The organism is Pseudoalteromonas sp. CO109Y (assembly GCF_004208935.1).
GTDB lineage: Bacteria > Pseudomonadota > Gammaproteobacteria > Enterobacterales > Alteromonadaceae > Pseudoalteromonas > Pseudoalteromonas shioyasakiensis.
The window spans coordinates 24,862-49,733 of sequence record NZ_SGPD01000017.1 but is presented as its reverse complement, the minus strand read 5'-3'; the positions used below and the strand labels follow the sequence as shown (position 1 = coordinate 49,733).

At 42.4% G+C, this 24,872-nt stretch carries 25 protein-coding genes; 11 read left to right on the top strand and 14 right to left on the bottom strand.

What is annotated here, in order from left to right; genetic code table 11:
• Position 1: 1 nt before the first annotated feature.
• Positions 2-487 carry a peptidylprolyl isomerase gene (locus tag EXT43_RS06390; protein ID WP_054554327.1) on the top strand — a complete coding sequence of 162 codons (486 nt, stop codon included), beginning with the start codon at positions 2-4 and terminating at the stop codon, positions 485-487.
• A 48-nt stretch (positions 488-535) separates the two neighbouring features.
• Here the strand turns inward: EXT43_RS06390 and EXT43_RS06385 are convergent, their stop codons facing one another.
• The 5 genes from EXT43_RS06385 to EXT43_RS06365 form a co-directional block, all read right to left on the bottom strand.
• Positions 536-1,000, bottom strand: coding sequence for a hypothetical protein (locus tag EXT43_RS06385; RefSeq protein ID WP_058586465.1), 465 nt, complete (start codon positions 998-1,000; stop codon positions 536-538).
• A 14-nt stretch (positions 1,001-1,014) separates the two neighbouring features.
• Positions 1,015-1,857: a DUF481 domain-containing protein gene (locus EXT43_RS06380; protein WP_130166602.1), complete on the bottom strand. Its 843-nt coding sequence runs from the start codon at positions 1,855-1,857 to the stop codon at positions 1,015-1,017.
• Positions 1,858-1,868: 11 nt separating this feature from the next.
• Complete coding sequence (locus tag EXT43_RS06375; protein WP_054554325.1) at positions 1,869-2,189, bottom strand: HI1450 family dsDNA-mimic protein; 321 nt, start codon at positions 2,187-2,189, stop codon at positions 1,869-1,871.
• A gap of 118 nt (positions 2,190-2,307) precedes the next feature.
• Positions 2,308-5,421, bottom strand: coding sequence for a multidrug efflux RND transporter permease subunit (locus tag EXT43_RS06370; protein ID WP_130166601.1), 3,114 nt, complete (start codon positions 5,419-5,421; stop codon positions 2,308-2,310).
• A 9-nt stretch (positions 5,422-5,430) separates the two neighbouring features.
• Complete coding sequence (locus tag EXT43_RS06365; protein ID WP_240701474.1) at positions 5,431-6,633, bottom strand: efflux RND transporter periplasmic adaptor subunit; 1,203 nt, start codon at positions 6,631-6,633, stop codon at positions 5,431-5,433.
• A gap of 258 nt (positions 6,634-6,891) precedes the next feature.
• Here EXT43_RS06365 and EXT43_RS06360 point away from each other — a divergent pair, with 258 nt between their 5' ends.
• The 7 genes from EXT43_RS06360 to EXT43_RS20895 all read left to right on the top strand — a co-directional run bounded on the left by EXT43_RS06360 (position 6,892) and on the right by EXT43_RS20895 (position 13,069).
• On the top strand, positions 6,892-7,683 hold the full coding sequence (locus EXT43_RS06360) for a crotonase/enoyl-CoA hydratase family protein (RefSeq protein ID WP_055020673.1): 792 nt from the start codon (positions 6,892-6,894) through the stop codon (positions 7,681-7,683).
• 69 nt (positions 7,684-7,752) lie between these two features.
• A complete protein-coding gene (locus EXT43_RS06355; protein ID WP_063529212.1) occupies positions 7,753-8,106 on the top strand; it encodes a CidA/LrgA family protein in 354 nt (117 codons plus the stop codon).
• On the top strand, positions 8,096-8,806 hold the full coding sequence (locus EXT43_RS06350) for an LrgB family protein (protein ID WP_130166600.1): 711 nt from the start codon (positions 8,096-8,098) through the stop codon (positions 8,804-8,806). Before EXT43_RS06355 ends, EXT43_RS06350 begins: the two co-directional genes overlap by 11 nt.
• A gap of 33 nt (positions 8,807-8,839) precedes the next feature.
• Positions 8,840-9,679, top strand: a complete 840-nt coding sequence (locus EXT43_RS06345) for a mechanosensitive ion channel family protein (RefSeq protein WP_054562265.1) — start codon at positions 8,840-8,842, stop codon at positions 9,677-9,679.
• A gap of 100 nt (positions 9,680-9,779) precedes the next feature.
• Positions 9,780-10,931: a PepSY-associated TM helix domain-containing protein gene (locus tag EXT43_RS06340; RefSeq protein WP_130166599.1), complete on the top strand. Its 1,152-nt coding sequence runs from the start codon at positions 9,780-9,782 to the stop codon at positions 10,929-10,931.
• The gene (locus tag EXT43_RS06335) at positions 10,931-11,401 is read left to right on the top strand and encodes a hypothetical protein (RefSeq protein WP_130166598.1); all 471 of its coding nucleotides are present in this window, start codon (positions 10,931-10,933) and stop codon (positions 11,399-11,401) included. The genes EXT43_RS06340 and EXT43_RS06335 overlap by 1 nt, the downstream gene beginning before the upstream one ends.
• 255 nt (positions 11,402-11,656) lie before the next feature.
• Complete coding sequence (locus EXT43_RS20895; protein ID WP_130166597.1) at positions 11,657-13,069, top strand: family 43 glycosylhydrolase; 1,413 nt, start codon at positions 11,657-11,659, stop codon at positions 13,067-13,069.
• Between the two features lie 32 nt (positions 13,070-13,101).
• On the opposite strand, the gene EXT43_RS06325 is transcribed toward EXT43_RS20895, so the two are convergent.
• Together EXT43_RS06325 and EXT43_RS06320 are read right to left on the bottom strand one after the other, a co-directional pair.
• Positions 13,102-13,851 (bottom strand): RIO1 family regulatory kinase/ATPase, encoded by a 750-nt coding sequence (locus EXT43_RS06325; protein ID WP_063530033.1) that lies wholly within the window; start codon positions 13,849-13,851, stop codon positions 13,102-13,104.
• A gap of 86 nt (positions 13,852-13,937) precedes the next feature.
• The gene (locus EXT43_RS06320; RefSeq protein WP_130166596.1) at positions 13,938-14,402 is read right to left on the bottom strand and encodes a MarR family transcriptional regulator; all 465 of its coding nucleotides are present in this window, start codon (positions 14,400-14,402) and stop codon (positions 13,938-13,940) included.
• Positions 14,403-14,529: 127 nt separating this feature from the next.
• On the opposite strand from EXT43_RS06320, the gene EXT43_RS06315 reads away from it, so the two are divergent.
• From EXT43_RS06315 to EXT43_RS06305, 3 genes are read left to right on the top strand one after another with little or no spacing between them, the layout of a single operon-like run.
• Positions 14,530-15,681 carry a hypothetical protein gene (locus EXT43_RS06315; protein WP_130166595.1) on the top strand — a complete coding sequence of 384 codons (1,152 nt, stop codon included), beginning with the start codon at positions 14,530-14,532 and terminating at the stop codon, positions 15,679-15,681.
• A gap of 48 nt (positions 15,682-15,729) precedes the next feature.
• A complete protein-coding gene (locus EXT43_RS06310) occupies positions 15,730-16,620 on the top strand; it encodes a dienelactone hydrolase family protein (protein ID WP_130166594.1) in 891 nt (296 codons plus the stop codon).
• Between the two features lie 48 nt (positions 16,621-16,668).
• Positions 16,669-16,884 (top strand): hypothetical protein, encoded by a 216-nt coding sequence (locus tag EXT43_RS06305; RefSeq protein ID WP_054562273.1) that lies wholly within the window; start codon positions 16,669-16,671, stop codon positions 16,882-16,884.
• 77 nt (positions 16,885-16,961) lie between these two features.
• On the opposite strand, the gene EXT43_RS06300 is transcribed toward EXT43_RS06305, so the two are convergent.
• The 7 genes from EXT43_RS06300 to EXT43_RS06270 all read right to left on the bottom strand — a co-directional run bounded on the left by EXT43_RS06300 (position 16,962) and on the right by EXT43_RS06270 (position 24,784).
• Positions 16,962-17,669, bottom strand: a complete 708-nt coding sequence (locus EXT43_RS06300) for a TorF family putative porin (RefSeq protein ID WP_130166593.1) — start codon at positions 17,667-17,669, stop codon at positions 16,962-16,964.
• A gap of 11 nt (positions 17,670-17,680) precedes the next feature.
• The gene (locus EXT43_RS06295; protein WP_058586477.1) at positions 17,681-18,898 is read right to left on the bottom strand and encodes a choline transporter; all 1,218 of its coding nucleotides are present in this window, start codon (positions 18,896-18,898) and stop codon (positions 17,681-17,683) included.
• A gap of 129 nt (positions 18,899-19,027) precedes the next feature.
• Complete coding sequence (gene betA / locus EXT43_RS06290) at positions 19,028-20,698, bottom strand: choline dehydrogenase (RefSeq protein WP_130166592.1); 1,671 nt, start codon at positions 20,696-20,698, stop codon at positions 19,028-19,030.
• A complete protein-coding gene (gene betB / locus EXT43_RS06285; RefSeq protein WP_054554308.1) occupies positions 20,698-22,161 on the bottom strand; it encodes a betaine-aldehyde dehydrogenase in 1,464 nt (487 codons plus the stop codon). Before betB ends, betA begins: the two co-directional genes overlap by 1 nt.
• A 1-nt stretch (position 22,162) precedes the next feature.
• Positions 22,163-22,753, bottom strand: a complete 591-nt coding sequence (betI, locus tag EXT43_RS06280) for a transcriptional regulator BetI (protein WP_055020667.1) — start codon at positions 22,751-22,753, stop codon at positions 22,163-22,165.
• Positions 22,754-23,046: 293 nt separating this feature from the next.
• Positions 23,047-23,514 (bottom strand): nuclear transport factor 2 family protein, encoded by a 468-nt coding sequence (locus EXT43_RS06275; RefSeq protein ID WP_130166591.1) that lies wholly within the window; start codon positions 23,512-23,514, stop codon positions 23,047-23,049.
• 88 nt (positions 23,515-23,602) lie between these two features.
• Positions 23,603-24,784: an MFS transporter gene (locus tag EXT43_RS06270; protein ID WP_130166590.1), complete on the bottom strand. Its 1,182-nt coding sequence runs from the start codon at positions 24,782-24,784 to the stop codon at positions 23,603-23,605.
• Positions 24,785-24,872: the final 88 nt, after the last annotated feature.

Sequence of the window (24,872 nt, the reverse complement as noted above, 5' to 3'; positions counted from 1 at the left end):
TATGATCGTAGCAGCAAACAAAGTGGTAAAAATGCATTATTCAGTATTGGATAATAACAAAAACACCATCGACAACTCTTTCGATGGCGAGCCACTAGTGTTTATCGTTGGCACGGGTTTCTTAATTCCAGGCCTCGAAAATGCGCTATTAGGTAAAGAAGCGGGCGACACATTCAGCGTAACAGTTGAGCCAGAGCAAGGCTATGGTGAGCGTCACGATGACCTAATGCAAGCAGTGCCAAAATCAATGTTTGAAGGTATGGAAATTGAAGTTGGTATGCAGTTCCGCGCTACGACAGACGCTGGTGACCAATCAGTGATGATCATTGAAATTCAAGACGAAGACGTTATTGTCGATGGTAACCACCCTCTTTCAGGTATTACCCTTCATTTTGATGTTGAAGTACTTGAAGTACGCGATGCAACTGAAGAAGAATTAGCACATGGTCATGTGCACGGTGAAGGTGGTTGTGGTCACAGCCACTAAACCATTACTATAAAAAAGCGCCATTGGCGCTTTTTTATATCTCAGTGCTTATTCAGCTGCTTTCTGTGCATCCAGTGCAGGCTCTGGTTCAGCAATATGCTCTCTAAGCGCAGCAAGTAAGCCTTCTTGGTCATTTGTCCCTAAGCGATAGTGCGTGCCATCTTTCATCGCCAATTCGACAGCACTAAATCCAGATACACTGTAAACCCAGCCATCATGCGTGATACGTAGACCAATACCATGGCGAAATGAATTACTTACCGCTCGAACAGATTCAATCTCATCAAAAGTCACTGTTTTACCAAATACACCCGGACCGAATGCCCAGCTTACTGTTTTATCGCTCACCTTAATCGTTAAGCCATGAAACAAAAAGGCCACCAGCACTAAGATAGCGCTAAACACCATAAGAGGAATATCTGCACCAATTAAGTTCCAAGCTAAGGCAATGAAGGCGCCAATCCAGCCTAAGATAACAAAAATAAAAATAGCATACTGTTTATGTTGATACATTCTGAAGTATTCTCTTAAAAGCTATAAACAAAGGTTGCACTCAGCTCAGAATCGTACTTGAGCTTATCTTCCTCTGGTTTTGAGTTATAGCGATACATGTAAGTAAATTTGAGTGATACATCACCCATAATTTTGCTGATCAGGGATGTTTCTGACTTTAAACGCGAGTTTAACCCTGACAATGATTGTTCATAACTGACATCTTGATTAAAGCGAGTACGAGCAGAGACCGTACGCTCCCACTGCAGCGCTAAACGAAGCAGATAACCCGTTTTTGTTTCATCTTCTTCTGTTGCAGTCTCTTGATCAGCCACCGAGCGGTATAAACCTGGCCCCACATCGATATCGACTTTATTCTTGCTGCCTTGGTAAATGCGGTTACCGTAACCCGTCGCTATGGTACTCTTAAACTCAAGACCACTAAACTTATCTCGCTCATAGTCACCATAAATGAAAAATGACTCATTTTTCACATTTAGCTTATAGTTACCTTGACCCGATACAAAAATACGGTCAGCAGAGACTTCTTCATCGCCGGTTTCTTCATTACGGTCACGTTTGTATAAAGTATCGAGCTTAAATTGGTTACGCCACTTTTCGAAATCTTGGTATAGGTTACCTTTAAGTTTGAAGCTGGTTGAGTTGGTATTGCCGCGGCTTACCATAAAACCAAACTCCATATCTCCGTACAGCAACTCGCCTTTATGAATTTTATGGATTTCTTCTTCTGATAATTGCCCGTATTCATGGAAATCTTCAAACGGATCAACAGCAAAAGCCTGCCAACTGCAAACTAGCAGGGCGGGAAAAATAATTCGTTTTATTGAATTAAAACAACTAAAAGTAGAGTCAAACATCGGCTGGAGAGTTATTCGCTATCTTTCCAAAGAATGTGGCAAAACGGTGCATCTTTGTCTCGGCTAATTAAAATTTTCGCAAACAAGATATCTTGATTGTCGAATTCAAGTCCTACTAAGACTTGTACAAACAGCTCAGGTTCAATTTCTAGTGCAACAAAATCTTGCCACTGCTCGTCAGGCTCACCTTCTTCAATAAAGCCAAGCTCTTCTCTGTGCTCGTTGAAATCAGCAATATCTTGCTCGCTTAAATTATCAGGCGCTAATTCTAAAAAGATATCATAAGCCTGATGAGTTACTTCTTCTTCACTGTATAAGCGTGGACCAGCCATTCCTTAAACCTCTGCACATGTGTATCGCTTTGAATCTGGCTATGATAACAAACCTCTTTTGAGTTTTACCAAAAAAAAAGCCAGGTTGCCCTGACTTTTTTGTAATTAATAACAGATTTTACTCAGCACTTGCTGTGCCTTTTATTTTTTCGCGCATTGATTGCACGAGCGTATAAAATAGAGGAACAAGCAAGGTACCAAAAATGGTTGCAGCTAACATCCCGAATAATACGGTAATACCGAGTGATATTCGACTCCCTGCTCCTGCGCCACTTGCAAACACCAATGGTAATACGCCAAGCACAAACGACAGAGCTGTCATCAATACTGCCCTAAAACGTAATCTTGCCGCATTAAGAGCCGCTTCAAAAATACTTTTGCCTGCCGCGCGTTCTTCCATAGCAAATTCAACAATCAAAATAGCGGTTTTGGTGGATAGGCCAATCAGTAGCACTAAACCAACCTGCGCATAGATGTTGTTTTCCATGCCAATTACATACAGCGCAAGCATGGCACCAAATAACGCCAACGGTACCGCTGCAATGACTGAGAACGGAATTGTCCAACTTTCGTATTGCGCAACCAAGAATAGATACACAAATACCACCGCTAAGCCAAACAAGATTGGCGCCATGTTACCCGCTTCAATCTCTTGTTTAGACTGCCCTGCCCACTCATATACATAGCCTGTAGGTAATTGCTCGGCCAGCTCTTGCATTGCTTTAATGGCATCACCACTGGCATACCCCGCCGCAGGTTGTCCGCTAATGCTTGCACTTCGGTATAAGTTAAAGTGCGTTAAACTTGTAGGGCCCAGAATTGGCTCAAGTTTAGCCAATGTAGTGAGCGGCACCATTGCTCCCTCATCATTACGTACATAGTAGTATTGTAAGTCTGCAGGGTTTTGACGAAAACGGCTTTCCGCCTGCATGATAACGCGGTAAGTACGACTGAATTGGTTGAAGTCATTAATGTATAACGAGCCGAGTTGCGCCTGCAAGGTTAAGAAAATATCGCTAAGTGCGACCCCTTGAGCTTTTGCCTTATTACGGTCAATTTCAAGGAAATACTGCGGCACATTCGCTCTAAATGTACTGTAAACATTTGACAGCTCTGGGCGCTGGTTCGCTTCATAAATCAAACCATTTAATACTTGAGCAAGCTCAGCAGGCTCACGCCCTTCACTGTCTTGTAACCTAAACTCAAAGCCAGCACTTGTACCAAGTCCAGGTATTGAAGGCGGGTTAAAGGCCATGATTTGCGCATCAGGCATCGCCCAGAATTGCCCCATTAAGCGCGTTAGTACCGCTCGTAAACCAAGTTCAGGGCTAGTTCGTTCTTCCCAGTCTTTAAGTACTACTATACCAAGCGCATTATTAGAACCCGCACCACCGAGTAATGAAAAACCAGAAACCGCAATAAAATCGGTTGCCGCTGGTTCATTTTTAACAATATCACCCAGCTTATGCATTACATCTTGGGTACGACCACTTGCTGCAGCATCAGGTAATTGCACATCAACAAAAAGAAAGCCTTGATCCTCTGCTGGTACAAAGCCTGTAGGCACCGTTTTTACCAACCAACCTGCAGCAGCAAAAATAACCACTGCAAACAATGCCATTCTTGCTGTACGTTTGAGGATAAAGTTAATCACTTTACTGTAACCATTGGTTGAGCGGGTAATGATGTTTTCAAACGGGGCTAGCCATTTAATCGGCTTCATGGCTTTTTCACTTAACAATAAAGCACACAAAGCAGGGCTTAATGTCAGTGCATTTAAAGATGAAATGAGTACTGCAAATGAAATCGTCACCGAGAACTGTTTATAAAGCTCCCCAGTTATTCCCGGCATAAAGCCTACTGGCACAAACACCGCAAGCAAAACTAAGGTCGTTGCCACTATCGGCCCAGATACCTGCTCCATCGCTTTGGTAACCGCTTCTTTAATTGGCAGCTTTTCTTCTTTTAGTATTCGCTCAACGTTTTCAATAACGATAATGGCATCATCTACCACGATACCTATTGCAAGCACTAAGCCAAACAAGGTGATTAAGTTGATGGAGTAATCCATCATCATCATAAACGCGAAAGTCCCCACCAAAGATACCGGAATAGCCACCGTTGGAATGAGCGTAGCGCGCCAATTTTGTAAGAATAAAAATACCACTAAAATAACCAAGCCAACCGCTTGGACAAGGGTGACGACCACTTCATCAATCGAGCGATTGATGAACTCTGTGGTGTCATAAGGAATTGAGTACTCAACACCATCAGGTAACTGTTTAGCCAGCTCTGCCATACGTGCTTTTACATCGTTGGCAACTTGCGTCGCATTCGCTTCTGTTAGCTGATAAATAACTATAAATGCAGTGTCTTGCTGGTTTAACTTTGCTGTTGTGCTGTAGCTTGCTGCACCTAATTCAATACGGGCAATATCGTGCAGGCGCACAAAGTTACCATCTTTACTCGAGCGAATAATAGTTTGACCAAACTCTTCAGGGGTTTTTAAGCGCCCTTTTGCCTGAATCGAATATTCAAATTGCTGGCTCGGTGCTGAGGGGGCAGCCCCCAGCTTACCCGCTGCTACGATGGTATTTTGCTCTTGTAGCGCAGCTTGAACTTCTGAAACAGTTAAACCCAGTGATGCCATTCGATCTGGGCGTAACCACAAGCGCATTGAATAGGTTTGTTCACCCATTACCTCAGCTGATGCAACCCCATTAATACGGCCAAGAGGCTCGGTTAAGTAGTTGGTTGCATAGTTGCTTAAGAAAATAGCGTCGATATTTTCTTGATTCGAGTATAAGTTGATACCAAGTAACATCGAGCTCGATTTTTTCTTAACCGACACACCTTGCCGTTTAACCTCTTCAGGTAAGCCTGCTTCAGCAAGTGCCACACGGTTTTGCACATTAACTTGGGCAATATCTGTATCTGTGCCGACCTTAAAATAAACAGTTATGTTGGCCGTGCCATTATTAGACGATGTTGATTCGATGTACATCATTTCTTCAACGCCATTAACTTGCTCTTCTATGGGCCGGATCACCGACTCTTCTACAATTTGCGCACTTGCACCTGGGTAACTAGCACTAATTTGTACTTGCGGAGGGGTAATTTGCGGATACATATTCACTGGCAGTAAAGCCATTGAAATTAAACCCGCAATGGTAATAACAATCGAAATTACCAAGGCAAATTTTGGGCGAGATATAAAAGTTTTACTGATCATATCTCACTCCTAAGAGTTAGCTTTGCTAGAAATAGTGCCGGTTGTTTCATCGACATTTTTTTCAACAGCTTTCACTTCAGCGCCTTGGCGTACCTTTTGTAAACCTTCAATAATGACTTTTTCACCAGCCTCTAAGCCTGACTCAACCACCCACATCGCATTAATACGTCGACCCAGTTTAACAATCCGCATAGCCACTTTGTTTTCGTCATCAACAACAAGCACAAACTTACCTTGCTGGTTTTCTTGTACCGCTACTTGAGGAATGAGTGCCAAGTCTTGTTTATTGGTGCTTTCAACGATCAAGGTGACAAATAAGCCCGGCATGACAATGCCATCTGGGTTATCAAAAGCGGCTCTAAGCTCAACCGTGCCTGTATTGCGGTTAATTTTGGTATCAGCAAAATCAAGTACGCCTTTATCAGGAAAGGTCGAGTTATTCGGTAAGCGTAAAGTTAAATCGATAGGCACATCTCGAGGGTCTTTATCTGACGGTGCTTGATGATTTTGGCGATAAGAGATGTAGTCAGCTTCTTCAACCTGAAAACTTACATAAATTGGGTCTACATCGGTCAGCTCCGCAAGCTCATTGGATGATGGCCCAACAATATTCCCCACATCATAGTTCACTTTACCAATACGCCCTGCAAACGGCGCACGAATTTCGGTATAACTTAGGTTAAGTTTTGCTTTTTCAAGTTCAGCTTCTGCGGCTTTAACAGCTGCGGTGGTTTGCTCAAAATTAGTGGTTAGTTTATCGAGGTCTGATTGTGAAATAAAACCTTGCGCAGCCACATCTTTGCCGCGTTTTAAATCACGTTCAGCGGCGCCTGCTGCGGCAATTTTACTTTTTAAATCAGCCTCAGCTTCTGACACAGTCGAGCGGTACTCAGATGGGTCAATACGCAGTAAGAGCTGATCTTTTTCAACCGATGAGCCTTCATTAAAGTGACGTTCAATAAGTTCCCCCTCAACACGGGCTCTAATCGCAACCTCTTGGAATGCTTCAGTACGCGCGACAAATTCTCGGTAATTACCAACTTCTTGTGTAACGACATTAAATACTGATACAGCCGGTGGCGGCGTAGCTTGTTGTTGTGCTTTATCATCTGAACAGCCAACCAATGTGGTTGTTAATGCGACAGAAATTGCAGCAAAAGCCAAAGAACGAGATGATTGTTTTGTTATGCGAGCTGTTTTGCGCATCAGCATATATTTACTCCTTGTAGCGCGACTTAAAGCTAAGTCTAGTCGTGTCATGGGATTTTGCGAAAGTATCTAACTAATCACAAAATCAAACTAGCGATGAACTAGCATCTTTGTTTTAAAAATATACACCAATTTGTAACTAAATATATGACAAGGTTACCCATTTTTGGAAAATATAATGATTCCTTGCGACACATCAGCAATTCTTTACTTAGTTGTAATTAACTCGTAAGCTCTAGCAAACAGGTCAGAGGAGTTACCATGATAAAACTAGAAATAAAACAACAAGTCGCATGGGTTAGCCTTGCTCGTCCAGAGAAACAAAATGCGCTCAGTTTTGCCATGTTTGTCGAGCTTTCAAACGTAATCAAAAAAATTAAACGTGATCGCAGCTTACGTGCGGTGGTTATCTCAGGCGAAGGCGAACACTTTTGCTCTGGACTGGATGTTGCTGCGGTGATGAAAAAGCCAAGCAATATCATCAAGCTTTTATTCAAGTGGTTACCAGGAAACCAAAATTTAGCGCAAAAAGTAGTGCTAGGTTGGCAAGACTTAAGTATTCCTGTGATTGCAAAAGTAACCGGACACTGCTTTGGTGGCGGTATGCAAATCGCACTCGGTGCTGATTACCGCATCGTCGATAAAAACGCTAAATTAGCGATCATGGAAGCTCGTTGGGGCTTATGCCCTGATATGGGGGCTAACGTGGTGCTTGCAGGTTTAATGAAGCGTGACCAAGCACTTTGGTTAGCAAGTCATGCTGGGCCAGTCTCTGCTGAAGATGCTAAAGAGTATGGCTTAGTTACACAGCTCACTGATGACGTTGATAAACAAACCGATGCCGTACTAGAAACGCTACTAGCGCGCTCGCCAGATACTCTGGCAGCAATTAAACGAATTACTCAGCAAAGCTACCGTTCACAGCAGCGTAAAATTCTCGCTAAAGAAACCTGGAGTCAAATTCGCTTACTGATGAACCCTAATACTAAAAAGGCGATTGCAAAGGCGAAAGGTGCAGAGGATATTCAATTTAATAATGCCAAATCATGGTAAGCTAAAGTCGCATAGTACAACTGACAAGGGTATGATGTAGTTGTACTTTATTCGCAATTATCTTGACTTATGAAATACCTTATCAGTAGTGTCATTATTCTTACCTGCTTAGCCGTTGCCAAGTTTTTAACGGCTTTGCTTGAAAGCTCTTTCCCTGCCCCATTACTCGGTATGGTGTTACTGCTCGTGCTACTATTAACGGGCCTCGTAAAAGAACAACATTTAAAACCAACAGCCAGCCCTTTACTTAATTACATGCCGTTGTTCTTCATCCCTGCTGGGGTTGGCATTATTGAGCACCTAGGTTTAATTTCGCAGAACTGGCCTTTATTACTGACTATTTTTATTGTCGTGCCGCTGAGTAGTGTTTTACTCATAGGCGCTGTTATCGCCTATTTTAAGGGCCGTGAAAATGACAGTTAGTTTATGGTGGCTCTGCGTTCCGTGCATTATTGCGCTTTTCTTAGTACTGCGTTTTTTAAACGCGAAAACCCAGCATGCCACTGCCAAAGCGCTTAGTAATCCTGTGTGCTGGGCAATTATATTAACTGCAGCCTTGTTAGTGGCACTAAAGCTCCCCTATGAGCCTTTTGCCGAGCACAGTAAAGTTTTAAGCTGGTTGCTTGAGCCTGCCATTGTGGCACTGGCTTTACCGCTTTATCAGCAATTTATCCACGTAAAAAAGAACCTGCTGCTAATCCTCATAAGTTGCAGCTTAGGGGTGATCAATGCCACCTTGGTAGCCTCGCTAATATGCTATGTTTTTGCAGCCCCTGCACAGTTAAGCGCATCTTTAGCAAGTTTATCTGTAACAACCCCTATCACCTTGTTAGTGACAGAGTCGCTAGGCGGAATACCTTCTTTAGCGGCAGCTATGGTGATTTTTATTGGCGTACTTGGGGCTATATTTGGTAATTTGATTTTCTCGTTGATAAATATCCGCAACGCCCAAGCAAAAGGTGTTGCTATTGGTACCGCTTGCCATGCCATTGGCACAGCATCACTGATTAGTGATCAGCCAAAAGCTGGTGCCTTTGCCTCTGTGGCGATGGCATTAAGTGCGCTTCTCAGCGCGATAATAGTGCCGATACTCTATCCTGTTATTCAGCATGTTCTGGTATAGTCAGAATTCGCAGTAACCTTGTTAGGAAAACACATGATTGACTCAGAAATACAGCAAGTCGAAAAATACTACAATCTGATCATGGAATATTTGGTCACCTACAGTATGCAAATTTTAGGTGCTATCTTAATTCTATTTATTGGCTTATGGATTGCGCAGAAAGTATCGAATATGGTTGCTGGCCTCATGCAGCGTCACAATATCGATATTACCCTCACCAACTTTGTCAGTAATGTCATCAAAGTATTGCTGATCATCATGTTCTTGGTTATTGCCCTTGGCAAAATTGGTATAAGCGTGACCCCATTTGTCGCTGCCATTGGTGCTGCATCACTAGGTGCTGGTTTAGCAATGCAAGGCATGCTTTCAAACTATGGTGCGGGCCTTGCTATCATTGCAACAAGGCCATTTGTTGTTGGCGATACTATTGAAGTAAAAGGCGTTAGTGGGCAAGTTAAAACCATTGAGCTTGGTCACACAATTTTGATTAACGAAGAAAAAGTCGAAATCACCATTCCTAACAAACATATTGTTGGTGAGATTTTACATAACTCGTTTAGCTATTCATTAGTTAAAGGTGAAATTGACATCGCTTATGATGCCAATGCAGATCTCGCTATTGAGCTTATCGAAAAAGTGTTAGACGAGCATGAGCTAGTTAGTGACTCTCCTCATGCACAAGTCGGTATTGAGCGCTTTGCTGAGAGCGGTGTTACCTTGAGCTATCGCTTTTGGGTGCCAACCACCAAAATTATTGAGACCAAATTAGCTGTGAACCGCAATGTATTTAAAGCAATTCAAGGAGCGGATATCGAAATTCCTTTCCCACAACGAATTGTTACCCTCAACCAAACTAATGATAAAGGCGCTTAAAGCGCCTTTTTTACAGCTCGTCGACAGAGATTGTGTTTGTTCAAAAGATTGTAGTACAATTTAAATGATAACAATTACTATCATCAATTAACGTCGGGCTATTTTTACCATGAGTAAACGTCTTTGGTTCCAACTACATGGTTGGTTTTCGCTCCCAGTATGGGTGCTATTTTGCTTTATTTGCGTCACAGGTACTGTATCTGTGATAAGCCATGAGCTTACTTGGCTGACCAACAGTGAAGCACGTGCAAACAACCCAAATGATTTACCAGCACTTGGTGTTGATCAAGTTATTAATAGCGTTGAAAAAGCCTATCCGACTGCCGATGTAATGAGTGTACTTACTTATGAGCCTTACTTGGTTAATGCGGTTATTTTCACTGATACCGACAAACCTTATGCTGTGGCTTACGTCAATCAATACACCGGCGAAGTTCAAGCGGTTAATGACACTATCTCATTCATTGAATTTATGCGTACCCTACACGGCTGGCTATTCTTCCCTTGGCAAGAAGGTTACAGCGTAGGTTACTACCTCGTCAGCGCTATGGCTTTTGTTATTTTAGGTGCACTAGTAACTGGTTTAGTGATTTATAAAAACTTTTGGCGCGCATTTAGTCAGCCAAAACTACGTTTTAACCAAGGTAAAAAAACCTTTCTAAAAGATTTACATACCCTAAGTGGCGTTTGGTCAATTTGGTTTATGGCAGTAATGGCACTAACAGGCCTGTGGTATTTGGTGCAAGCCATCATGTGGCATAACGAAATAGACATAGAAGAGCATGCACCGCTAGTGGCGGTTTCAACTTTGCCTGCGAATAAACAAACACCGCCAACCGATTTAAAAGCAGCACTTGCTATTACCAAAGAGAAATTCCCAGATTTCAAACCTAGTTATGTGATGCTGCCAGAGCATAACCGCGGCATGTTTAATATCATGGGCAGTGGCGATACTATTTTCTACGATAACTACGCTTACTCAACTTCAATCAATCCTTGGACAGGTGAAATTGCAGCAAGTAAAAGCCCAGAAACCATGTCGGGATTACTCACCCTTTCGCATATCGCCGATCCGCTGCATTACGGTAACATTGGCGGTCTGTGGACAAAGGTTATCTGGTTTATCTTTGGTTTGATTTTAAGTGGTATGTCAATCACTGGCTTTATGATGTACGCCGCAAAATTAGTAAATAACAAACCTGTAAAAGCGCGCCAAGCTGCGCCAGTGAATAACGTTCAGGAGGCAAACTAATGGCTCGTTTACAAGCAACTTGGTGGCAACGTAAAAAGTATGTTTTACATGCTGTGGTACTGGCTTTGCCTGTGTGGTTTATTTATCAGTCATTAAACCCTCAGTTTCCTGCACTTTGGCAAGAGCAACAAGCGGGCGAATTTAAAATCGCTCCAATGCCGCTTAATGAAGACGCCCCGTACTCACACCACAATGAGTATGTTAAAGATTTCTTTATCGCCTTTAATCAAGGTGACATAAGTAATGTTCGTCAGGCGTATTTAAATATTGGCCAAGCGCCTTTACCACTAACGGAGTTTGCTAAAGATGAAGAAGGCATAATGCATGGCACCAATCATGGTCAGCACGCCCATGCGATAGCTCCTAAAACCATATCAGCAGATGATAAACTGTGGATCACAATACAAACTTGGCAAGGCCAACTGCATACCCTCAAATGGGATATTCCCAGTCAGTTTATTACTCAATAACATCCGAAAAGCCACTCACTGAGTGGCTTTTTTGTATCTCAGCTAAACACTCAAGTCCCTTCCAAAATGGTTAAAGGTAAAATTTTTGTTAATTAATTTTACCGTTTACCTTTACAAAAGTAATAATATAATAAAGTATTATAAATGGTTTTCATTTGCACCAATGCTCTTAATTGAGTTATTAGCTGTAGATCAAAACTAATCCAAGGAGCAAAACACACAAGGAAAGCTCAATAACAATGATTTGGAGACACAATGATACTTTCAAAAAAAGCGCTAGCTGCGCTCAGCTTGGCAACAACCCTCATACTGCCCAGTGCTTATGCGATTGATAATGGCGTATACACCATTAAATCAAAGTACAGTGCTAAGTTTGTTGAAGTAGCCAGCGCGCAAACCAACGATGGTGCGAATGTTAGTCAATGGGCTGACACGAATCACGACACCCAGCGCTGGTTAATCACCAACATAGGTGGCAGCAACTATTCGGTTATTAACTTAAATAGTGGTAAAGCCCTAGAAGTGTTTGACTTCTCGACTGCCGATGGCGGCAATGTGGTGCAATATGAGTACGCTAATCTTGCCAGCCAACACTGGCAAATTAATGATGAAGGTAGCGGCTATTACAGCTTCATTAACGATCACAGTGGTAAGGCACTCGACCTTTATGCTTTTGATGGCAACGATGGCGCGAATATTAGCCAGTGGAGCTACAACGGCAGCGATGCACAGCAGTGGCAGCTAACCAAGCTTGCTAATGTTGAATCAACCCCTTGGGATCCATCCACAACCAATGGCGCTGCAGATCACTGGCCACTTACTGGTAATTTAGTCACCCACGATCCAACCCTTGGCTATGAAAATGGCACTTGGTGGGTTTTTCAAACAGGCCCTGGTATCTACGGTAAATATTCAAGTAACGGTGTAGATTGGAATGATGCCCTACCAATTTTTTCAAATGGTTTAAGCTGGTGGAGTAACTATGTGCCAGATCATGATGGAATTGATGTCTGGGCGCCTGAATTAAAAAGCTACAATGGTCGTAGCTGGCTTTATTATTCGATTTCGACCTTTGGTTCACGTGTTAGCGCTATTGGCCTTACCTCAGCAAGTAGTGTAGCAGCAGGTGATTGGCGTGATGATGGTTTAGTAATTAACACGACCAATAGCAATAATTATAACGCCATTGACCCCGATCTCGTGGTAGCAAAAGATGGTGCACCTTGGCTTGCCTTTGGCTCATGGAATTCGGGTATTAAACTAACGCGTATTAACCCAATGACCATGAAGCCATTTGGTCAAATCTACTCTTTAGCAAGTCGCTCTGGTGGTATCGAAGCACCTACCATAGTGTATCGCCAAGGCTACTACTATTTGTTTGTTTCAGTTGGCAAATGCTGTGATGGCACGAATAGTACTTACCGTATTGCGTATGGCCGCTCTAGTGACATCCGCGGTCCATACCTAGATAAAAATGGCACCGACATGCTAGCTAGCGGCGGGAGCATTCTTGATGCGGGCAATAGCCAATGGGTAGGTCCGGGTGGACAAGACATTTTAAATACCGATGTGATTGTTCGTCATGCTTATGATGCAGGTGATAATGGCACCCCTAAATTGCTCATCAGCACCCTGAATTGGGATGCTAATGGTTGGCCTAAATACTAGTTCTCCCCACTAAGCGCGTGCAAGCGCGCTTTTTACAATCTATCTAATATACTGCGAACAAATTCAGAATTAAGAATCTGAGTTACTGCCCCGCTACACCATAAATAGGCACGTTGAATCGGGTAACCTTTAAAAATCCAACGCTTTCGCACATGATTAAAGTCATGCAAATAGTCAGCCTTTGCTTGCGGTAACGAGTCATTAGCTAACTTATGCCATGCTTTATAAACCCCACTCATATCGGCACCACGCATAAAACGCTGTAACCAGCGAGGAAAGCGTGCAAAGCGAATCGCTGACTGAAAATCAATAATGTAAGGCTTGCCGTCTTTTGAACAAATAACATTACCTAAATTACGTAAGTCGAGGTGCACCACGCCGCGGCGATGCATTTTTGCTACCAAACGCTCAAATTCTTTAAAGAACTCACTCGGTAAATGCTGCTGTTGCAAGGCAAGCTGGCGAAGTGGTGTGCCTTCAATAAAATCATAAGCAATGGCAATCGATGACAAGCGGCAAAAGTTATCAACCACTCCGTCTACGTCTTGCAGGCGTGCCAGCCCCTTGTACTCTTGATTGATAAAAAGCGGCGCGATGGTTTTTCTCACCCACCACGGGCTGTGCTGAAAGTCTTTAATTATTAAATCAAATTTCGCGTCTTTATAACGATAAACAATGGCATTGGCAAAGCGGCCTGTGTGAACAACCGACAAACCTTCTGGGCTAAATTGATGAGCTGGAAATTGAGCGTGAAGCTGCGCAAGCAAAGATGATTCAAACATAACAACCCGGACTTGTTAAAATTAAATGCCTAGGCAACTATATTATCAAAATGCGTCTACAGCGACAATGTACCGCTTAGAGAAATTTATGCTTTTAAATTATGAATTGCTCTAAACAATAAGCTTGCGAGTTGCTCTTGCTCATCATCAGAGAAGCCTGTGAGTGCTTTGCGATAGATATCATTTACAGTGGGTAAAATTTCCGGGTAAAGCTGTTGGCCTTTTTCTGTGAGGCATAAAAGAGTTGAACGGCGATCTTCAACTGACTGCTTTTTAGCAACTAAGCCCTTGTCTTCTAAACGAGAAAGTAAGCGACTCATGGCACCACGGTCATACACCATGTGCTCACAAAGCTCAGCCAAGGTATTTACTTTACCACGCGCAAGTAGCACAACCACAATGTACTGAGCCGAGGTTAGCTCTTTATCCTCTAAAGCATTATCAAGATGAGTCACTAGGTTTGAACGTAAGTAAGAGACTAAGCGACCTAAGTCTTGCACGGGATCTAAATCTTCAATACAGCACAGGCCAATTGATGCAGGTTCTTTCATATTTCCTCTAAAGCGGTTAATAGCAATTCATAGACAGTTAATCGGAAAAATAATTCAATCCTATTAGATTGCTTCAACGGCTATGAATAGTGTAGCGTGAACAAGCGTACTAACTGTCGGGGGCGTTATGCTAACTAAACAACATATTATCAAGTATTTATCTCTTACAATACTGCTACTTCTTTGTTGGCTAGAGCATTATAACCATTTCATTATGCGCTTTATCGACAGCGCCCTTGTACAATCAACCCTAGTGTACGCTTCATCTCGTACAGTTAATGCTGCTATATCGCTATTGCAATCAGCCGAAGTGGGCATTGGTATTGCGAGTATTCAACCTGCACAACTACTCGACCCAGTCAATGACCTAGCTGAATACATGTCGGATGCTATGCGCCTTGCAATAGGCTCGTTATTTTTACAGCGCATTTTATACACCATTTCTTCTGGGGTTATTTTTAGTGGTGTATTTACAGTTTCGGTTGTCGCTTACCTTATTTGTGAATGGCGTAACTTCTTACCCAACTTGCGTCATAAAATTATGGCAAGCCTGATTTTAATTCGCTTCTTAGTGCCAGCAGTAGTACTTACAACTGGTCTTGTTAGTCAAATATTCTTAGATGAGCAAATAAACCAGCAAAGTGAAATCGTGAGCGAAAAAGTCGATACGGTGAATAGCAGTGCAAATAATACCTCAGCCCTATCTGCCAAGCTAAAGGCCGAGGTCGATAGTGAAAAACAAACCATCTTCGACAAACTCTCACTATTAAATGAGCAGCAGATAAAAAACCACCAGCAAGCGACAGAACTCAAAGTTAAGCTGGCAGAGGTTGATAGCCAAATAGAGGCGATTCAAGCAACTCGCAGCTTGTCTGAGCGACTGACCTTTACTGAGCTTGAACAAGCCAAACCATTACTTGATAAAAAACAGCAATTAACAGCGCAGTTTAATGCAGTACTAAACCAGCAAAGACAGCTGAATCTTGACAAAGACGCCTTAAACGAACAACTAGAAAACCTTAACGCATCACTCAATCATGACCAATCGTCGCAAGTGAGTAAAATTATAGACACCGTCACCTCTGGCATTAGTAACATGGTGGCAGCCGTCGAAGACTTATTTATCGACTTTTTGAATATCTTGTCACTGCTGATTTTAAAACTGTTATTAATGCCGCTAATATTTTTATACCTATTTAACAAAGCCTTTAAGGCCATTTGGCAGCGCCGCTTTATGGATGTGGTAATACAAACAAAGCAACTGGCTGTTAATCGCTGATATTTCAGCTAAAGTTATAAACCTAACTCGTTTTTAAAGGATATAAGTATGACTGAGCAACGCCATAACCACATTCCCCAAGAAGCTTTCGATTGGTACGATGAATACGCCCATGGCTTGATGGACCGCCGTACCTTTATGAAAAAGCTGGGTGGCTTAGTCGCCCTTGGTTATTCAATGGCAATGCTAAGTAGCGCTTTACTGCCAAACTACGCATTAGCTGAGCAAGTGTCCTTTAATGACCCTGATATCAAAGCCAGCTATAAAACCTTTGACTCGTTTAAAGGCCATGGCGAAGGTAAAGGTTATTTAGTCGAACCCGCTAATTTAACGGGCAAGCTCCCAATAGTATTAGTGATCCACGAAAACAGGGGCTTAAACCCTTATATTAAAGATGTTGCTCGCCGCCTTGCCAAAGCCGGTTTTATTGCCTTTGCGCCAGATGCATTACACCCTCTTGGTGGCTACCCTGGCAATGACGATGAAGGCCGCGCCATGCAACGCTCTATGGATAAACAAAAAATCCAACAAGACTTTATAGCCGCAGCAGAATACATAAAAAGACACCCAAATAGTAACGGCAAACTTGGTGCGGTAGGCTTTTGCTTTGGTGGTTATATGGTTAACTACTTAGCAGCAGTTGATAGCAAATTAATTGATGCGGGCGTGCCTTATTACGGCACTCCTGCCGTTAAAGAACTCAGACAAAATATCAAAGCCCCACTACTAGTACACTTAGCTGAATTTGATAAACGCGTTAATGCAACATGGCCAGAATACGAGAGCGACTTAAAAGCGCATCAAGTGCCTTACACTATGCACATGTATGAGCAAGCAAATCATGGTTTTCATAACGACTCTACATCTCGTTATGATGAAAAGCAGGCGGAGCTGTCATGGCAACGCACATTGACGTTTTTCAATGAGCAATTGATTTAAACAGAGCAATTTCATACACTCTCGAAAAAATTTTAGGCTAGAAAAGAGATGGAATCGCAAGTCAGTTATCGCTTTGACTCACAGCAAACCGCCAATCGGTTTTTAAACAAGCTTAAGCACTGGTCGGTGGCTAAAGTCACTGCGAGTCTTTGCCAAGGTGGTTATGGCGTAAAAATACGCTACGAAGTCGATACCAGTGGCTTTGATTACACCCTTGCAGAGCTTGATGATTTAGCAATGCAACACGAAGGCGAAGAGATTTAATTATCAAATTCTAGACATAAAAAAACGGCTAACTTAGGTTAGCCGTTTCATTTGAAAGCCTTACAATAAAACGCTACTTATAAATCAAAGCTACGTGAAATAGACGCAACAATTCGCTCGTCTGCGTACTCAGAATTAATGCTGGTATTTTCACCTGCAATTTCAATATTAAAGCCCGCATAGCTCGTTTGATACGCCAAACGATAATGCTTGTATGACTTATCACTGCCATCCCAGCTAAACTTATCGCCATCTAATGAATTAGATACATCAAAGCTGGCACGAATTGCATGATTTGGCGCTACTTCAAATGTGTGCGCTACCATGTAGATTAAATGGCCTGCACCAGTACCAAAGTAATCCCAAGTATACCAAAAGTTAAGCTCTACTTGACCAATGCTGCTGGCATAACCAAATTTCGAATACACTTCTGGGTAGTTGCCATCGCTTGAGTAATCTTCACCGTGGTAAGAGTAGTAAGCAATACCATAATCAACACTAAGGGTGTCAGTTAACTCAGCATAGTTACCAAAATACGCATCCCACTCGATGTCTGTGCCATCGCCAAAATCTACATTTGAAGCCCACGTACCTACATACATACCTGAATCTGCAAAGGCATAATCTAAGCTGCCCTGAATCGCTGGGTCATTCATAGTTTGGCTTACACCATTGAAGGTGTAATCTGATGCCAATGTAACCGTAGTCGATAAGTCAGCCATGGCTGATGTCGATAGTAATGCCAATGGCAACGCTACTGCTAATACTGTTTGTCTTGTTGTCATGTTGGTTTCCCTTAGCTAACTGTTTCTATTTTTGTGTAATCTAATTTATTGTCTTTTGGTGAACCTTCGATATTTTTCACTGTTTTTAACTTGCTGTAGCCAATGAACGCAGCACAGCCGAAAAATAACGCAATAACGAGCGCACCAACCCATTGGATCTGTAAAAAGTCGAACTTAAACAGCAGGGTTAATAATGAAAGCGCCACCACATTTAAGGCAATATAATTAAATTTACCTAAACGTTTCACCGTTAAGTTTAGGTTATCTGTGTATAAACGGATCAAAGAATCAAGTGAGTTGATCACAAACACCACACCAACAAACACCATAGCGATGTTTTTCAGGCCTGCTGTTGCAATACCCGCTTCATGATATTGATACAAAACACTAAACCAGATAGCGATTGGAATAGACGGGAAAATCAACATAGCCGCCAGCACTTGGTAAGTTTTTAAACCACCCACAAAACGTGAGGTAAATTGACCAATCATGATGCTCCAAGCAAACCACCAAAACAGGTAGAAGGCATGGTAATCATTCAGCGGTAATATAAATTCATTGATATTGCCGAAGTAACCGCCGATCAACGCAAGGTTATCAACAAATGCTGATGTTTGTGCATCAGAACCAACAAAGGCACCGAACCACATAAATGCGATTAAAGCGATAAACAACCAAGTAGTAGAAATACTTAAAAAGCGTACATACTTAATGTCTGTGCTCGAATAAACAGCAAAACAAATCGCTGCAAACACCATTAAGTAGAATGTCGGAATAATTGACTCACCATCACCAAGTGACGGCAAATACCAAGGTAAATTCGACAGCAGTAAAAATGCAGTAAATGCGCATGTACCAATAATAACGATGTTATTAATTAGTTTTACCCAAGCAATTTCAAAGAACTTTACTTTGGGTTCTATTACACAGAAATAAAAGCACGTAAGGAAATAAAATCCCCAGATCAAGAAGCCCCAATAACCAAATTCGATGGCTAGAGGATTGGCAAACGCATACTCTGGGCTTGCTTTTATGTCTGCATAACCTGCAAACTCTGTCAGTGGAAACATAATCAAGCCAACATCTAGGCCCGATGTAAATAAAATTGCAATGAACGTAAACGTTCTAACCGGTGTGACGCCAACACACCTAACCGTACCCCATTTAAATAAAATAACCGCAATTGCTAACAGGGTAAAAATGATGCCAGCACTAAGCCAAAAGGTCATAGTTCCCCCCCCAAAATAAGTAATAATACTTCATTGTTTCTCCAGTTTTATCCCTCGCATTAACGCACCACAAACAACTCGTGATGCGCGCCACTGCAAGCCCCACAGCCGAAACTGCGGGTGGCCTGATTAGATCTCCGAACTACGCTGCGTTGATTGCCATTGTTTTTCCATGGCAACATCTGCAGTTGATGCCGATAACACAGGCTTACCTAAAATGTGGTCCGCCGCTTTTTCTGCCACCATAATGGTTGGCGCATTTAAATTACCGTTTGGAACGGTTGGGAAGATAGATGAATCCACAACCCGTAAACCTTCGATACCGTGTACTTGAGTTTGCGAGTTAACCACGGCCATCTCGTCCTCACCCATCTTGCACGAACACGACGGATGGTAAGCACTCTCAACCGCTTGACGAACAAACGCATCGATTTCTTCATCGCTTTGAACATCTTTACCGGGTTGAATTTCACCATCGCGATATTCATCAAACGCACTTTGCTCAATAAGCTCGCGAGTTAGACGTACGCAAGCTCTAAAGCCTTCAATGTCATCTTGATGCTGTAAGTAGTTAAATTGGATCTTAGGCGCAACCTGTGGATCCGCTGACTTAATCGTTACTGCACCACGGCTTTTTGGTTTGTTATGCCCAACATGAACTTGGAAACCATGACCATCAAAGGCACTCTTACCGTCATAACGAATGGCTGCTGGTAAAAAGTGATACTGAATATCTGGCCATTCAACACCCGGTTTTGAGCGAATAAATGCACATGATTCAAAATGGTTAGTCGCCCCTAAACCTGAGCGGTTTAATAGCCAACGAGCACCAATTAGCCCTTTTGAAACAAGGCCTAATTTGCCGTTTAAAGTAATTGGTTGCTTACACTTATATTGGAAGTAAAACTCCAAGTGGTCTTGTAAGTTTTGGCCAACACCTGGTAAGTGGTGTTTAACCTCAACACCCGCTTCGCTCAGGATGTCTTTATCACCAATACCTGATAATTGCAGAATATGCGGTGAACCAATTGGGCCCGCACTTAAAATAACGTCTTTTGCTGCAAATGCTTGCTGCTTAGAGCCAGATACTGAATACTCAACGCCCACGGCTTTTTTGCCTTCTAGCAAAACTTTTTCAGCTAAAGCACCGGTGACTAGCGTTAAGTTTTTACGTGACTTAACTGGGTCTAAATACTCACGGCTAGCAGAGCTTCTTACGCCATCTTTAACTGTCATATGCATTGGCCCAAAACCTTCTTGCTGGGCTGCATTGTAGTCATCAGTGTGCGCATAACCTGCTTGTTGGCCCGCTTTGATAAAGGCTTTATAAAGCGGATTAGCCATTTCATTTCCGTTATTAACCCCTAATGGGCCGTTATCGCCACGGTAACTGTTACCACCTAAGTAGAATGATTCCGCACGTTTAAAGTACGGTAAACATGCTTGATAATCCCAACCATTAGCGCCGTGTTGCTGCCACTCATCAAAATCTTTGGCATGACCACGTACATAGACCATGCCGTTAATCGATGATGAGCCACCTAACACCTTACCTCGTGGGCAGTGCATTTGACGGTTATCTAAATATGGCTCTGGCTCGGTATGAAATTGCCATGCATATTTGTCAGTATTCATTGGGATTGATAGCGCGGTAGGCATCTTTATAAAAATGCTTTTATCGCTACCACCCGTTTCAAGTAATAACACCTTATTAGAAGGGTCTGCTGATAGTCGGTTTGCCAACACGCAGCCTGCTGAGCCAGCACCGACTATGATGTAATCATAGTTCTGTGTACTCATTAAAATGGACTCTCTATATTGCTCATACCCACATAAATCGATTTAGTTTGGGTATAGTGATCTAAAGTTTCGATACCGTTTTCACGGCCGATACCTGATTGCTTGTAACCACCTACTGGCATTTCTGCAGGTGAATTACCATAGCTGTTTATCCAACAAATACCGGCTTGTAACTGGTGAATCACGCGGTGTGCACGCTGAATATCTTTAGTGAACACGCCTGCGGCTAAGCCTAGGTGGGTATCGTTTGCACGCTGAATAACGTCATCTTCATCGTCAAACACCAACACGCTCATTACCGGGCCAAAGATCTCTTCTTTAACTATGGTCATGTCGTCTTTACAGTCGACAAAAACGGTCGGTTCCACAAAGTAGCCGTTTGGCGCCGATGCAGGTGACAGAGCCTTACCGCCGGTTAATAAGGTTGCGCCTTCTTGAATACCTTTATCGATATAGCCAAGTACAAGCTCTTGGTGTTTTTTAGAGATAAGCGCCCCTAAATTCACCTCAGGATCCATTGGGTCGCCAGCAATAATATTTTGCTCAGTGCGTGTTTTCAGCTCATCAATAAACTGCTGATAAACATTTTTATGCACATAAATGCGCGTACAGTTAGTGCAGATTTCGCCTTGCGTATAAAAATTACCTAACATTGCCGCACTAACAGCTTGTGATACATCGGCATCATCAAATACTAATAACGGTGACTTACCACCAAGCTCCATGGTCACATCTTTAAGTGAACCAGCAGCGCTTGCCATTACTTTTTTGCCTGTGCCTACTTCACCAGTGAAAGACACTTTTTCAATATTTGGGTTTGCTGTTAACCATTGCCCTACTTCAGCAGCGCCTTGCACAACGTTGAATACGCCAGCAGGTACACCCGCTTCGATGAAAATCTCTGCAAGTTTAATTGCACCAAGTGGTGTTTCTTCAGAAGGCTTGAAAATAACCGCATTACCCGCAGCCAGTGCTGGGCCTGATTTCCAACACGCAATTTGTAGTGGGTAGTTCCATGCACCAATACCGGCACAGATACCTAAAGGCTCTTTACGTGTGTAGTAAAAATCATTGCCAACCATTTGTTGCTGACCCACTTGCGCAGGAGCAAGACCAGCAAAATATTCGATAACATCGGCGCCAGTTTCAACATCGACACACTCGGCTTCTTGCCAAGGCTTCCCCGTATCAAGTACTTCTACTTTTGCCAGTTCATCGTTACGTTCGCGTAAGATTGCCACGGCTTTTAATAAAATACGGCTACGCTCAATTGGTGTCATTGCAGACCATGCTGCAAACCCTTGTTTTGCGCTTTCGATTGCCGCGTTTTGAATAAACTCATCAGCGATTTCAACGTGATAAATCACTTCATCCGTTGCAGGGTTCTTAACTGCAAAGGTATCGCCAGTTTGATTCTTTAAAAAATGGCCATTAATAAAATTTTCGTAAACAGGTGTGGTCATTTTAGGCTCCATACTGTTTTATCAGTGAACGAATGTAGTCTTTAGCTAATCGCTCACAATTTTCGAATTGATCTTGGTCTGACTTACTTAATACGGCTCTTAGCCATAAACCATCGATCATGGCTGCACTTAGCTCAGCAGCTAAATTGGCATCGCTATCGCTCATTAACTGTTTGAATGAGCTTAATAAGTTACTAAATAAACGTTTACTATTTACGTTTTGTAAGCGATGCAACTGGGCGTCGTGCATTGAATGCGCCCAAAAGCTCAACCAAGTTTTGGTGTTGTTGCTTTGCTGCTGAATACGCGAAAAGTTTGCTTCAACGATAAACATTAATCGTTGCTCTGGACTAGTTTGTGGCGTTACTTGATTCAAAAGTGCTTGCTTTAAGCTGGTCAATAAATAACGCACAGTGGCTTCAATTAAGCCCTGCTTACCACCAAAATAATGACTGATAATGCCAGACGATAAGCCTGCCTTTTTACTAATGCTATTTATGGTGGTGCCTTGCAAACCAAGCTCTGCAACCGACTCTATTGTGGCGTCAATTAACTGCTGACGACGAACAGGTTCCATTCCAACTTTCGGCATAATTTTTTATTGATTGAACGTTCAATTAAAATAAAGGTTAAGGTAATGAGCATGGCAATTCAAGGTTGACAAATTGTAAACAACCGCAAAGCTACACACGTAAGTTAAGCTAACCCACTGTTCTTACGCTCATTATCAGATATATAAAAAAGTTTTAAATTTATTCAAAATAAAGCCTAAAAAGTATGAATTTAAGCTGAAATGCGGAAAAAAGAGAAAATTTATTGCAGGCGTATTTTTAATAAAAAAGCGCTTATAAAAGCGCTCATATTAGGCACAAAGTTAAGCAAAGCTCATTCGTGGTATTTACGAATAACCGCTATCTTGCCATCTTCGATTTCGAGCACATCCATAATGGTTTGCGTGTATTCAATTTCTTGCTGGTTTTGTGGATGTATACCTTTAGCGTGATGGGTATAACGTAAAGCAATGGCAGAATCATTAAAAATAAAGGTATCGAGTAAGTTTGCTTGGTATTCAGTGTGTGCCCCAAGGTAAAAGGTCATGCCTTTACGCATCATCGCTTTGCCATCTGGCTCTCTAGAATCATCTGTTTGATAAGGTAAGTGTTGATTTGCTACATCGTCAGTTAATAAAGCTAAAAAGGCTTCTAACTCTTTGTTGGTGGCATTGGGTGCTTGTGTTGCAACCATGGTATTAAAGTACTGCTGTGCTAATGCTGTAAGCTCTGGGTTAGCTTGCTTTGCTTGGCTGCTAAATGTGCTCAACAGGCAAATAGCCAGAAAATAAAGGTGCTTCATCGTTATTCCTTGTGGTTTTAGTTATTGACTAATAATCAAACTACGAACCTAAAATAACGACAAAGCCCCGAACTATCAATATTTTAGTTTAAGCTGTTTGTGGCTTTGGGATCTCGCGTTTATCTAAATAACCGCTGTATCGTGTTGCAATTAACGCAGCTAAACTGATTATAGCGCCAATCCAAGCTGTGTCTTGCAATGAGTAGTTTTCAACGACAACGCCACCTAACACAGAGCCCAGCGCAATACCGATATTAAACGCTGCAATGTTTAACCCTGATGCCACATCGACGGCATTGGGGGTGAACTTTTCGGCAAGTTTAACCACATAGACTTGCAGCCCAGGCACATTACCAAACGCAAATGCCCCCCATACAAGTATGGTCAGTACCGCAGCGACTTTAGATTGCATGGTAAAGGTCAGCACTAACAGCACAATACTCAAAGCACTAAAGATAATGGTCAGCGCACTAATGGGGCCTTTTTTATCGGCTAATTTACCGCCGTAGATATTGCCAACAGCAACCGATACCCCATATACCAGCATGATTAAGCTAATAGTGGCTGATGCAAATCCAGTTTGCTGCTCTAAAATAGGCGCTAAATAGGTAAAGGCAGTAAATGTGCCGCCATAACCAAGTATGGTCATCAAGTACACCAGTAAAAGCCTAGGTTGCACCATTACTTTTAGCTGCTTACTCAAAGTCGCTGGTTTACTTTGCTTTAAGTTGCTCGGAATTAAAAACGCGCTACCAACCAGTGCAATTAAGCCCAGTAAAGACACTACTAAAAAGGTCGCTCGCCAACCAAAGTGCTGACCAATCCAAGTCCCTAATGGCACACCGGTTACTAATGCAACCGTTAACCCCGTAAACATAATCGCAATGGCACTGGCTTCTTTATCTTTACTGACAAGCCCAGTAGCGATCGTTGAACCAATTGAGAAAAACACCCCATGGGCAAGGCCTGTTAGAATCCTTGCGGTGATCAAGCTACCATAATTAGGTGCTTGCCAAGCCAGTAAATTACCAATTACAAATAGGCTCATTAAGCTAAGTAATACATGTTTTCGATTCCAGCGCCCGGTAAGCGCGGTTAATACTGGCGCCCCCACCGCAACCCCTAATGCGTACAAGCTAACAAGTAGCCCGGCACTCGGTAACGAAACCGCTAAATCATCAGCGATGGTTGGCACTAGGCCGACAATCACAAACTCAGTGGTGCCTATGGCAAACGCACTGAGAGTTAACGCAAGTAATGCTATTGGCATCACATATCCTCTGTTTAATTTTGAAAGTGCGGCTATTGTGGCTAAAATTAAATTTGCAAAAAATAGCAGTAGTGACAAAATACTTTTG

Excerpts from the sequence above, each read along its gene's own strand:
- EXT43_RS06390 (WP_054554327.1), top strand. The coding sequence starts at position 2 with ATGATCGTAGCAGCAAACAAAGTGGTAAAAATGCATTATTCAGTATTG.
- EXT43_RS06385 (WP_058586465.1), bottom strand. The coding sequence starts at position 1,000 with ATGTATCAACATAAACAGTATGCTATTTTTATTTTTGTTATCTTAGGC.
- EXT43_RS06380 (WP_130166602.1), bottom strand. The coding sequence starts at position 1,857 with ATGTTTGACTCTACTTTTAGTTGTTTTAATTCAATAAAACGAATTATT.
- EXT43_RS06375 (WP_054554325.1), bottom strand. The coding sequence starts at position 2,189 with ATGGCTGGTCCACGCTTATACAGTGAAGAAGAAGTAACTCATCAGGCT.
- EXT43_RS06370 (WP_130166601.1), bottom strand. The coding sequence starts at position 5,421 with ATGATCAGTAAAACTTTTATATCTCGCCCAAAATTTGCCTTGGTAATT.
- EXT43_RS06365 (WP_240701474.1), bottom strand. The coding sequence starts at position 6,633 with ATGCTGATGCGCAAAACAGCTCGCATAACAAAACAATCATCTCGTTCT.
- EXT43_RS06360 (WP_055020673.1), top strand. The coding sequence starts at position 6,892 with ATGATAAAACTAGAAATAAAACAACAAGTCGCATGGGTTAGCCTTGCT.
- EXT43_RS06355 (WP_063529212.1), top strand. The coding sequence starts at position 7,753 with ATGAAATACCTTATCAGTAGTGTCATTATTCTTACCTGCTTAGCCGTT.
- EXT43_RS06350 (WP_130166600.1), top strand. The coding sequence starts at position 8,096 with ATGACAGTTAGTTTATGGTGGCTCTGCGTTCCGTGCATTATTGCGCTT.
- EXT43_RS06345 (WP_054562265.1), top strand. The coding sequence starts at position 8,840 with ATGATTGACTCAGAAATACAGCAAGTCGAAAAATACTACAATCTGATC.
- EXT43_RS06335 (WP_130166598.1), top strand. The coding sequence starts at position 10,931 with ATGGCTCGTTTACAAGCAACTTGGTGGCAACGTAAAAAGTATGTTTTA.
- EXT43_RS20895 (WP_130166597.1), top strand. The coding sequence starts at position 11,657 with ATGATACTTTCAAAAAAAGCGCTAGCTGCGCTCAGCTTGGCAACAACC.
- EXT43_RS06325 (WP_063530033.1), bottom strand. The coding sequence starts at position 13,851 with ATGTTTGAATCATCTTTGCTTGCGCAGCTTCACGCTCAATTTCCAGCT.
- EXT43_RS06320 (WP_130166596.1), bottom strand. The coding sequence starts at position 14,402 with ATGAAAGAACCTGCATCAATTGGCCTGTGCTGTATTGAAGATTTAGAT.
- EXT43_RS06315 (WP_130166595.1), top strand. The coding sequence starts at position 14,530 with ATGCTAACTAAACAACATATTATCAAGTATTTATCTCTTACAATACTG.
- EXT43_RS06310 (WP_130166594.1), top strand. The coding sequence starts at position 15,730 with ATGACTGAGCAACGCCATAACCACATTCCCCAAGAAGCTTTCGATTGG.
- EXT43_RS06305 (WP_054562273.1), top strand. The coding sequence starts at position 16,669 with ATGGAATCGCAAGTCAGTTATCGCTTTGACTCACAGCAAACCGCCAAT.
- EXT43_RS06300 (WP_130166593.1), bottom strand. The coding sequence starts at position 17,669 with ATGACAACAAGACAAACAGTATTAGCAGTAGCGTTGCCATTGGCATTA.
- EXT43_RS06295 (WP_058586477.1), bottom strand. The coding sequence starts at position 18,898 with ATGACCTTTTGGCTTAGTGCTGGCATCATTTTTACCCTGTTAGCAATT.
- betA (WP_130166592.1), bottom strand. The coding sequence starts at position 20,698 with ATGAGTACACAGAACTATGATTACATCATAGTCGGTGCTGGCTCAGCA.
- betB (WP_054554308.1), bottom strand. The coding sequence starts at position 22,161 with ATGACCACACCTGTTTACGAAAATTTTATTAATGGCCATTTTTTAAAG.
- betI (WP_055020667.1), bottom strand. The coding sequence starts at position 22,753 with ATGCCGAAAGTTGGAATGGAACCTGTTCGTCGTCAGCAGTTAATTGAC.
- EXT43_RS06275 (WP_130166591.1), bottom strand. The coding sequence starts at position 23,514 with ATGAAGCACCTTTATTTTCTGGCTATTTGCCTGTTGAGCACATTTAGC.
- EXT43_RS06270 (WP_130166590.1), bottom strand. The coding sequence starts at position 24,784 with ATGCCAATAGCATTACTTGCGTTAACTCTCAGTGCGTTTGCCATAGGC.